This is a genomic window from Photorhabdus australis DSM 17609, assembly GCF_000711895.1.
GTDB lineage: Bacteria > Pseudomonadota > Gammaproteobacteria > Enterobacterales > Enterobacteriaceae > Photorhabdus > Photorhabdus australis.
The window spans coordinates 47,047-57,688 of the sequence record NZ_JONO01000036.1; the positions used below are offsets into that span (position 1 = coordinate 47,047).

General features: G+C 38.4%; 6 protein-coding genes and 5 tRNA genes. 1 reads left to right on the forward strand and 10 read right to left on the reverse strand.

Going from position 1 to position 10,642, the window contains the following annotated elements; all coding sequences use genetic code 11:
- Positions 1 to 128: 128 nt before the first annotated feature.
- The 10 genes from BO26_RS11795 to BO26_RS11845 form a co-directional block, all read right to left on the reverse strand.
- Positions 129 to 203 (reverse strand) — tRNA-Gln (locus BO26_RS11795).
- Between the two features lie 109 nt (positions 204 to 312).
- Positions 313 to 387: transfer RNA gene (locus BO26_RS11805), tRNA-Gln, on the reverse strand.
- A 39-nt stretch (positions 388 to 426) separates the two neighbouring features.
- Positions 427 to 501 (reverse strand) — tRNA-Gln (locus tag BO26_RS11810).
- Positions 502 to 530: 29 nt separating this feature from the next.
- A tRNA-Leu gene (locus BO26_RS11815) sits at positions 531 to 615 on the reverse strand.
- A 6-nt stretch (positions 616 to 621) separates the two neighbouring features.
- A tRNA-Met gene (locus BO26_RS11820) sits at positions 622 to 698 on the reverse strand.
- Positions 699 to 847: 149 nt separating this feature from the next.
- The gene (nagC, locus tag BO26_RS11825; protein WP_036771567.1) at positions 848 to 2,074 is read right to left on the reverse strand and encodes a DNA-binding transcriptional regulator NagC; all 1,227 of its coding nucleotides are present in this window, start codon (positions 2,072 to 2,074) and stop codon (positions 848 to 850) included.
- Between the two features lie 15 nt (positions 2,075 to 2,089).
- Positions 2,090 to 3,250, reverse strand: coding sequence for an N-acetylglucosamine-6-phosphate deacetylase (nagA, locus tag BO26_RS11830; protein ID WP_036771568.1), 1,161 nt, complete (start codon positions 3,248 to 3,250; stop codon positions 2,090 to 2,092).
- 96 nt (positions 3,251 to 3,346) lie between these two features.
- Positions 3,347 to 4,159, reverse strand: coding sequence for a glucosamine-6-phosphate deaminase (gene nagB / locus BO26_RS11835; RefSeq protein WP_036771569.1), 813 nt, complete (start codon positions 4,157 to 4,159; stop codon positions 3,347 to 3,349).
- Between the two features lie 275 nt (positions 4,160 to 4,434).
- Complete coding sequence (nagE, locus tag BO26_RS11840) at positions 4,435 to 5,949, reverse strand: N-acetylglucosamine-specific PTS transporter subunit IIBC (protein WP_036771570.1); 1,515 nt, start codon at positions 5,947 to 5,949, stop codon at positions 4,435 to 4,437.
- Between the two features lie 344 nt (positions 5,950 to 6,293).
- On the reverse strand, positions 6,294 to 7,598 hold the full coding sequence (locus BO26_RS11845) for a glycosyltransferase (RefSeq protein ID WP_036771572.1): 1,305 nt from the start codon (positions 7,596 to 7,598) through the stop codon (positions 6,294 to 6,296).
- A 1,020-nt stretch (positions 7,599 to 8,618) separates the two neighbouring features.
- Between BO26_RS11845 and glnS the strand changes: the two genes are divergently transcribed.
- Entirely contained in the window at positions 8,619 to 10,286 is a 1,668-nt protein-coding gene (gene glnS, locus BO26_RS11850) for a glutamine--tRNA ligase (RefSeq protein ID WP_036771573.1), read from the forward strand.
- Positions 10,287 to 10,642: the final 356 nt, after the last annotated feature.

The window sequence follows — 10,642 nt, forward strand, 5'->3', positions numbered from 1 at the left end:
AGGAAGAAAAGATCGGTCGGGCTGGAAAGTAAAAAACAAAACCACCTCGCGGTGGCTTTCTGCATCAAAAAATATTCTTCTGTATATTCTTTCTCAGTGCGTCACTTTACATAACACATTGATAAATATGGCTGGGGTACCAGGATTCGAACCTGGGAATGCCGGAATCAGAATCCGGTGCCTTACCGCTTGGCGATACCCCAACAAAATGGTGGCTACGACGGGAATCGAACCTGTGACCCCAGCATTATGAGTGCTGTGCTCTAACCAGCTGAGCTACGTGAGAACTTCTAGTAAGGGATATTCAGTCAATGGCTGGGGTACCAGGATTCGAACCTGGGTATGCCAGGATCAAAACCTGGTGCCTTACCGCTTGGCGATACCCCAACTGAAAATTAGCCACTACGCAACATGTCATCAAAACTATGGCTGGGGTACCAGGATTCGAACCTGGGTATGCCAGGATCAAAACCTGGTGCCTTACCGCTTGGCGATACCCCATCTAAATAATGATAACTTGATGAATGTAATGGTGCGGGAGGCGAGACTTGAACTCGCACACCTTGCGGCGCCAGAACCTAAATCTGGTGCGTCTACCAATTTCGCCACTCCCGCAAAAGATGGTGGCTACGACGGGAATCGAACCTGTGACCCCAGCATTATGAGTGCTGTGCTCTAACCAGCTGAGCTACGTAGCCATCTTTTTTGCATTACCTTCATCGGCGTTGCGGGGCGCATTATGCGTATATCAGCTAAATGCGTCAACTGCTTTTTTCTTGAAATCTGCTTAAGGTCGCTCGTTTGTTTGGCATATAAGCATTTTGCTGACAAAATCAACAAAAAATAACTATACTCCTTCGAGTAAGTGTTGTAACAGAACACCATTAAGCATAGCACGTTTAGTCAGAGCGAAGGCGCCAATAGCAGAACAGTGGATTAATTCAGAAACCACGATTGGTAGATCTTGACGAAATTCTTTCAAGACCTGAGAGTTGATACAACTTTGAATAGCGGGTAAGAGTACTTTTTGAGCTTCAGTAATTTCTCCTGCCAGAACAACCTTCTGTGGATTAAATAAATTAATCGCGATAGAGATGGCTTTGCCGAGGTAATGGCCGACATTTTTTATCACTTCAGAAGCTAATGGATCATTTTGATTAGCGGCTTGGCAGATAGCTCTGATATTGCAATTATTCAATGTTAGCTGGCTTGGAAAACCTTGTTTTAATTGATGCTGAACTCGCGCTTCTATCGCTGAGTTAGCGGCGATAGTTTCCAGGCAGCCAAAATTGCCGCAGTGACAGAGCTCACCGAGTGGATCAATTTGAATATGGCCAATTTCACCTAAGTTTCCTTTATTATTGAGAAGTATCTGGTTATTGATAATCACCCCGGCACCGGTACCTCTATGGATACGTACTAATATTGAATCTTCACAATCACGGGTGGCGCCGAAATAGTGTTCAGCCAATGCCAAACTGCGGATGTCATGACCAATAAAACAGGTGATATTGAAATGTTTTTTCAGGTTATCTACTAGAGTCCAGTTAGTCACTTTAATATGAGGCATATAACGAATGATGCCCCTATGTGGATCAACGAGTCCTGGCAGGATAACTGAAATAGCGATTAACTCGCGGATCTTACGTTGGTTTTGTTGAATAAAATTTTCAATTGCACTGATAAGCAGGTTTTCGACTTTCTGCTGAGTGGTTTCAGGTAGTGGGTAATGTTCTTCAACCAGTGCTTTGCCACTCATATCATAAAGAGCAAGGGTAGCATCATGGCGGCCAAGACGGACACCGATAGTATGGAAGTGACGATTTTCAGTAACGATGGAAATGGCGCGGCGGCCTCCGGTAGAGGCTTGTTGATCGACTTCTTTAATCAAGCCCCGTTCGAGTAACTGACGAGTAATTTTAGTCACACTGGCTGGCGCAAGTTGACTTTGTTCAGCAATTTGAATGCGAGAGATTGGCCCTTGTTGATCAATCAGCCGATATACCACGGCTCCGTTAAGTTGCTTCACAAGGTCAATATTACCAATTTGTTTTTGTGTGTTGTTATAACTCATCAGTTATTTAGTCCGTCAAAGTTCAGTTTCTTTTCCGTTAACGATGGTCTTGCGAATTTTAAAGTCGTGACTGAAAACAATAAGGTTAGCGATTTTCCCGGTTTCAACGGCGCCAAGATATTTATCAACGCCAATTGCGCGAGCGGGGTAGAGAGTTGCCATCCTCAGAGCTTCATCTAGTGCAATACCAACATGTTCAACGCTATTTTTAACGGCATCTATCATAGTGAGAGAAGAGCCACTTAGAACGCCGTTTTGATCAACACATAATCCGTTGCGATAGTATATGGTCTTACCTGCGAAGGTGAAATGCTCCATTTTACAGGAGGCAGGATCGAGCCCGGCAGGAGCCGTCGCATCTGTTACTAAAATTAACTTATCGTTTTTCAAACGCTTGGTATTACGAATATTTGGCCATGAAACGTGCAAACCATCAGCGATGATTCCAGCATAAATTTCAGGTGTATCAAAGATAGCGCCAATCAAACCGGGTTGGCGGCCTGAAATAGCTGGCATGGCATTATAAAGATGGGTTGAGATAGTAATTCCGTGTCGGAATCCCTGTCGGGCTTCTTCATAACTGGCATTTGAATGACCAGCAGAAATGACAATACCGGCTTCTACTAATTGCTGAATATATTTTTGTTCGACCACTTCTGGCGCTAGAGTCAATTTAGTGATGACATCGGCGTTATCACATAGGAAATTTATCATCTCCGGGGTAGGTTTACGGATAAGCTCTGGATTATGAGTGCCTTTCTTTACCGGATTGAGATAAGGACCTTCCAGATGCAGACCTAAAGCCTGATGCTGATTATGATTAAGATAAGTGCGCATGACTTCAACAGAGGCCATCATCAATTCGTCTGTGCTGGTAATTAGAGTTGGTAAGTAACTGGTACAGCCAGAACGTTCATTAGTTCTTTGCATGATATCCAGTGTTTTTTCTGAAATATTTTCCAACTGATCGTTGAACTGAACACCACCACAGCCGTTAACTTGCAGATCAATAAAACCGGGGGAAAGAATTGCGCCATTTAGATCACGTTTTTCAATCTGTTCGGGTAACTCTTGTGTTAGGCAAATGCGTTTAATTAAGCCGTCTGCAATTATAACAGCATGATTATCCAGTCTATCGTGACCAGTATATATAATGCAGTTGGTTAAAGCATACATTTTAGCCTCCTATGGGATCGAGGGGGGATGATTGGGAATATAAATTGAGATTGTTATGGTAATCAGCCTAAATGGGTTTTAGGCTGATATGGATTCTTATTTTTTGCTGGAGAATTCGCCGATAATATCTGCTTCCAATTGGTGAAAATATTTGACTGTTTTTACCTTCAATTCCATTGTTGCCGGTTCGTCACAAACAATGATGGATTTAGGATGCATTTGCAGACAGCTTATCGTCCACATATGGTTGACATTACCTTCAATTGCCGCCTGAATGGCTTGAGCCTTATTGAGACCTGTTGCAAGGATCATAATTTCTTCTGCATCCATTAGAGTGCCTACACCTACCGTCAGGGCATATTTAGGTACCTGATTAATATCATTAGCAAAGAAACGGGAGTTGGCAGTGCGGGTTTCTATAGTTAGTGTTTTGATACGGGTGCGTGAAGTCAAAGAGGATGCGGGTTCATTGAAAGCAATATGACCGTCATTCCCTACTCCTCCCATAAACAGATGAATTTGGCCATAAGACTTAATTTTGTCTTCATAACGTTGGCACTCTGCATCAACATCAGGCGCATTACCATTGAGCAGATTGATATTTTCTCTTGGAATATCAATATGATCAAAGAAATTATGGTGCATAAAACTATGGTAACTTTGTGGGTGATCTTCGGAGATACCTACATATTCATCCATATTGAATGTGACGACATGTTTAAAACTGACTTCTCCTGCTTTGTGTAGTGCAATCAATTCCTTGTAAGTTTCCAGTGGAGTGCTGCCAGTTGGCAATCCTAAGATAAAAGGATGCTCTACGGTTGGGTTAAATGCATTTATTTTACTAACGATATAGTGTGCAGACCATTTACCAACATCACTTGCATTCGTTAGGGGGATAAGTCTCATAATTGCCTCTTAAAACAAGAAATTATAGCGGTTGAATAAATTAGCTGGTTAACTAATCTTCTTATTGTGCGAATACTAAATCATTTGTATGAGCAGAGATATACTGTACCTTAAAGATATTTTTTATATTAAAATAAGATGCGAAAAATAGCCAGATAATTAATGGTAAAAGTTATCTATTTTACGATTTTGTCACTTATTTGGTCATCTTATTTTTCAATAAAAATAAAAGGGAACGAGAGATGAGTTCCCTTTTAAGTTCGAGGTGTTTTTAACTATGACCTTTTATTTGGCCTATCTGAATGTAGTTGAGTGCGTATCTGCCCGGCAATGCTTTCTGCCTGGGGGCCCAATACAACTTGAACGCTCTGTTTACCTATTTTCAGGACGCCTTTTGCACCTAGTTGTTTTAGCCTGTGTTCATCCAATTGTGTGTTGTCTTCAACGGTTAAGCGAAGGCGGGTAATGCAAGCGTCTACCGTACGAATATTTTGTACGCCACCGAGAGCGGCAATGTAATGCTGGATTGTTTCATTATCTTGGGCGGCGGAAGTCGCTTGAGTTGTCTCTCCAATTTCACGGCCTGGTGTACGTAAGTTAAAAATACGAATCATCAGGGTGAAACAAACAAAATACAGCATAAAGAACAAGGCGATTAATGGGATTAACAACCATGGTTTGGTTGCCAGACCCCAGCTTAATACAAGGTCAATTAATCCGGCGGAGAATCCAAAACCATGCAGAATACCCAATGAATTGACGATAACCATGCTAACGCCAGCCAATATTGCATGCAGAACATATAAAGCTGGCGCCAGGAATAAGAATGAGAATTCTATTGGTTCAGTTATACCGGTTAAGAATGCTGTTAATGCAACGGATAACAGCATCCCGCCAATCTGGGGTCGACGTTCCTTTGGTGCTGCGAAATACATTGCCAGTGCAGCACCGGGCAAACCGCCCATAAAGATGGGATAAGCCCAGGCCATGTAAACTCCGGCATGTGGATCGCCGGCAAAGAAACGGTTCAAGTCGCCGCGGCTCATATCGGTGGCGATTTGGGTAATAGTTGAGCCATCGATGCCTGGAACCGCTGCGCCGATGGTCAGAGAACGGACAACATCCGGAGCCAGGCAGATATTATGTACAGAGCTGGCTAAATCATAAGTAATTTTCAGACAGTCACCCAGACTAAACCAGAAAACAGAGTGCAGAATATAGTGCAAACCAAATGGAATGAGAGAGCGGTTAAGTACACCATAAGTAAACCATCCGACCGTACCGCTTTTTGATACTAACAGACTGAAAGAATCAATGCCGTGCTGGACATATGGCCAGACATAGCCGCATATCCATGCAATGAACAGACAAATAATGCCTGTCATGATAGGGACTAATCGCTTGCCCGCGAAGAAAGCAAGAAACTCTGGCAAGCGTGTATCTGAAAAACGGTTATAACAATGACCGGCAACGATACCCGCGATAATACCGGCGAAAAAAGACATATTGATAGTCGAGTCTATGACGGACGTGGCTTTAGTGAGTACTAGAAAGCCAACTACACCTGCCAGCGCGGCAGCGCCAGCATTATCTTTTGCTAATCCCACTGCGATACCTAATGCAAATAACAGTGGGAGATTTTCAAAAATACCACCGCCAGCGCTGGCGATGAAAGGAATATTAAATACGTCGGGTTGGCCGAAACGTAGCAAAAGCGCGGCTACGGGAAGTGTAGCAATGGGAAGCATCAATGCTTTTCCCAATCGCTGTAAGTAGTTGAATATACCCATAATTCTTACCTTTAGTTGAGGGATGTTTTATTGAAAAAGTAGCTCACTATGAACAACAGCAATATAACTTATTTTTAGTTGAAAAATAATAAAAAGCTACATATAAATGAGTAATTGTGATCACTGTAGCGATATTGTTTAAAATTGCATAAATTAAGTCATGTGTAGTAAACGGATTCAAATTTCCAATTGAATTAACATAGTGATTTATTTGATTTTATGGTTTTTAGCTATCGAAATAGATCGAGTGACATAAAACTTGATGATGAGAAACAGATAAATTAATAAGAGTCTTAGGAATGGGCACTTGCATGTGCCCATTGATTTAGTGAATAGTTTAAGTGTTATGATAGACACTCTGAGACAGAGTTTTGGTTTGACATATAACTTATTGAGATTTCTTCCCATGCTTTTTCCATACTATCTTCGAAGCATGTCTTTGAAATTAAAGAGCTTATGTATTGTAACTGTTGACTGGTGGCAAACAGATTTTTTTCGTATATTGATATTATTTTTTCAGTAAGGGAATCTATATTATATGCAAATTTATACTCTGAAGAAAAATAAGACGCTGCTTCAATTAAATTTAAATTAGGGAAGATTGTATATACACCATTTAATGCAGCCTCTAATGGTGTAATGCCAAGAGTTTCATAGCGTGATGTACATACAAAAATAGATTTATTTTTTATTCTATTGAAAACGCTGAGTAATTCCGTTTGGGATAACTTATGTGATATAAAAAAATGTGACTGATATCTGAGGGGAACCATAGATATCAGTTTATTCCTTCTGGTGTTTTTGTTCTCTTCATCACCTGCAATGAAAATTTTAATGGGAATACCTTTATCCAGTAAAACAATTGCTGAATTGATTAATAGTTCTATGTTTTTAAAATAATCTAATCTGGCTACCGCGCTAAACAACAATAATTCATTTTTATTAGTTTTGATAAAATCATTAATATATTTATTTTCTATATTAAATTCATTATTTTCTTCAAAGAAAATAGGTGGGCTAATGTTTTTGATATTGTCTGGTTTTATGCCTTTTTTAAGTAAGAAATCACCTTGTAATTTTGAATGTTGGAAAATAAAATATTTTTTATCAATTAATATTTCAATCCCTTTCATTTGTTGAATATTAATGTGTTGAGCCTTATTTTTATTTTCAAAAGCATCATATGTTTTTTCCAGAGAATAGTGTTGCTGAAAGTCTTCTACGAAAGGGCCATGATGTGTTATACAACAAGGTATATGAGGAGGGTGATAGGATAATAGTGTATCTGTTTGATAATAAACTATTGCGGGAGTTGTTTGATTATTTTTTATTGATAATATTGAAATACATTTTTCCAGCATGTTTCTGATGTCTGAAATTTCCATAGAGAAATTAAAAAAGATATTTATACATTTTATATCTTTAATTATACTTTCGGTTGTTTTAGGTGAAATTAATGATTCATCTCTTTTGTAGAGTATAAAACCAGAAAGTAAGTTTCTTTTTATAAAATAATCAGCAATTTTTAGTGCGAATGATGTCGCTCCAACTTTAAAACCGGAACGATAATCATTTGATATGTAGTTGCCATTAATGACTATGACTGCTGGCGCGGCTGCTACTTTCTTGCTTGATATTATATTTGGCATTTTTATTTCCCTTAGGGTGTTTTATTAAATAAATGAAATTATTGAGTATTGTTTTCATGTGTTAATTTTTTAGTTTAATATTCAGAATGATTAGGGTTGATTAAGTGTATCATACTGTACTTGGATAGTTTTATTACAGATAAGATACCTGATAATATTATTACCTTAATAATAAATTGCAAAGTATTTTATTGTTTATTTGCGACGATTTAAACATAAAAATGCGTGTATGTAACGTAACCCTTTATTATGCTTTAGTTTATTTTGTCGGACTGATTATAAATTTATTTTCAAACAAATGCCCATTAGGATAATGGCGTAATTGAGATAAAATCATGATGGTGAAATACCTGAATTATCAGAATTAATCATGAGATTAATTTATTGTTATTTTTAGTTTTTTATATATAAAAATTTAATTTAGAATATCATTAATAGCGTTTCAATCATAAATTTGATATGTGTAATTATTTTTTATATTTACGGGATGAAAATATCAATTAATAGGTGACTTAGGGGTTTAAATTATAGGTTTATGTTCATCTTATCAAATGGTTATTTATGAAAAACATAGTGTCAACTATTTATTCTTTAAAGTTGGGTGGTTGTTATTCGATAATATTTTTTATGGTTGAATGAAATAATTGATTGAAAATAGTTTCATTAATTATTTCATGTTGTAAATTACTCAACGCTTCTTCAAATTATAAATAAAGCGCGCTGTATTGTTGACTATGCTACGGTTGAGTGTTTTTTCGACCTTGATAAAGGTTTGTTCGTAACTATTTGTTATATATGAGATTATGGAAGCATGGATAAATGAGTTTGGATTGTTGAGTATCATGCTTATTTTTCGGTAAAAAATTATAGAAACAGTTCCTTATTCGGCAGAGAGTCGTTTTTTCGCTCCAACTTTGTACTGAATCGTCATTTTACATGAACAAACGGTTGTTTCTCAGCACTGCTTGTTGGATTATAGGCGGTTATGTGACGCATTTTTGCATTATTGAGGTATAAGAAATGAGTGAGGCAGACGCCCGCCCGACAAACTTTATTCGTCAGATAATTGACGAAGATTTGGCAACTGGTAAACATACATTGGTACATACTCGCTTTCCGCCTGAACCCAATGGTTATCTGCATATTGGTCATGCGAAATCTATCTGCCTGAACTTTGGTGTTGCAAAAGACTATCAGGGCCAGTGTAATCTGCGTTTTGATGATACCAACCCAGTAAAGGAAGATGTTGAATACGTCGATTCTATTAAAAATGACGTTCAATGGTTAGGTTTTGAGTGGAGTGGTGATATTCGTTACTCTTCTAATTATTTTGATACGCTGTATCAGTATGCCATTGAGTTGATCAATAAAGGTCTGGCTTATGTTGATGAATTGAGCCCGGAAGAGATACGTGAATATCGTGGAACGTTGAAAGAGCCGGGTAAAAACAGCCCGTATCGTGATCGCAGTATTGAAGAAAACTTGGCTTTGTTTGAAAAAATGCGCGCTGGTGAATTTGGCGAAGGTAAAGCTTGCTTGCGTGCCAAAATTGACATGGCATCTCCCTTTATTGTGATGCGTGATCCGGTTCTGTATCGTATTAAATTTGCAGAGCATCATCAGTCTGGTAGCAAATGGTGCATCTACCCAATGTACGATTTTACCCACTGTATCTCTGACGCGCTGGAAGGTATTACACATTCGCTGTGTACGCTGGAGTTTCAGGATAACCGCCGCCTGTACGACTGGGTGTTGGAAAATATCACCATTGATTGTCATCCGCGCCAGTATGAATTCTCGCGCTTGAATCTTGAATATACCGTTATGTCCAAGCGTAAATTGAATTTGCTGGTGGTTGACAAGATTGTTGAAGGTTGGGATGACCCACGTATGCCGACTATTTCAGGCTTGCGCCGTCGTGGTTATACCGCTTCTGCCATCCGTGAATTCTGTCGTCGTATTGGTGTCACCAAGCAGGATAATAATGTGGAAATGGCCGCATTGGAATCCTGTATCCGTGATGATCTGAATGAAAATGCACCTCGCGCCATGGCTGTTCTCGATCCAGTTAAATTGGTGATCGAAAATAGGTCAGAAGGGACTCAGATGCTGAGTATGCCTAACCATCCGAATAAACCGGAGATGGGCAACCGTGAAGTGCCATTTAGCCGTGAGATCTATATTGATCGGGCTGATTTCCGTGAAGAGGCGAATCGTCAATATAAGCGTTTGGTATTAGGTAAAGAAGTTCGCTTGCGTAATGCTTATATCATCAAAGCGGAACGTATTGAAAAAGATGCCGACGGCAATATCACGACAATCTATTGTAGTTACGATGAACAGACTTTGAATAAAGATCCGGCAGATGGCCGTAAAGTGAAAGGTGTTATTCATTGGGTTAGTGCTACTCATGCTGTTCCTGCTGAATTCCGCCTGTATGATCGTCTGTTCAGTGTACCAAACCCAAGTGTGGAAGATGATTTTCTGGCGACTATTAACCCTGAATCGCTGGTAATTCGTCAGGGATTTGTTGAACCAGGTTTAGCTGATGCTAAGCCAGAAGAAACTTATCAGTTTGAGCGTGAAGGTTATTTTTGTGCTGATAGCTGTCACTCTAGTGCAGAACATCTGGTATTTAATCGTACTGTTGGCTTACGTGATACTTGGGCAAAAATTTCTCAGGATTAATTAAATTCTGGTGTATTTAAAAAGCGTGGCAATTTAATTGTTACGCTTTTTTATTTTATAAATTTTATCTTATTCTTGATTTTATGGTTTCTTATCCATCATTATAATAGGTTAAATAAGTTAATGTTAATGAATTTCTGCTAAAATATTATCATTGATAAATAATTCTGAATTTATTTTTGTTGGGAAATATTTATATTGAAAAAGCTATTTTTTAATGTGGATTTTATATTATTGAATTTTCTGTGTTGTATGGTTTTTTTATTTTAATATCAATTTCATATATAGTTTTAATTGTATTTTTATTAATGTGTTCTTTGTCATGTTATGCAAAAAAAACATTTTTTATTATTGAT

Bases quoted from the DNA above. Each gene is read 5' to 3' on its own strand.
- nagA (WP_036771568.1), bottom strand. From the start codon at position 3,250: ATGTATGCTTTAACCAACTGCATTATATATACTGGTCACGATAGACTG.
- BO26_RS11845 (WP_036771572.1), bottom strand. From the start codon at position 7,598: ATGCCAAATATAATATCAAGCAAGAAAGTAGCAGCCGCGCCAGCAGTC.
- nagB (WP_036771569.1), bottom strand. From the start codon at position 4,159: ATGAGACTTATCCCCCTAACGAATGCAAGTGATGTTGGTAAATGGTCT.
- nagE (WP_036771570.1), bottom strand. From the start codon at position 5,949: ATGGGTATATTCAACTACTTACAGCGATTGGGAAAAGCATTGATGCTT.
- glnS (WP_036771573.1), top strand. From the start codon at position 8,619: ATGAGTGAGGCAGACGCCCGCCCGACAAACTTTATTCGTCAGATAATT.
- nagC (WP_036771567.1), bottom strand. From the start codon at position 2,074: ATGAGTTATAACAACACACAAAAACAAATTGGTAATATTGACCTTGTG.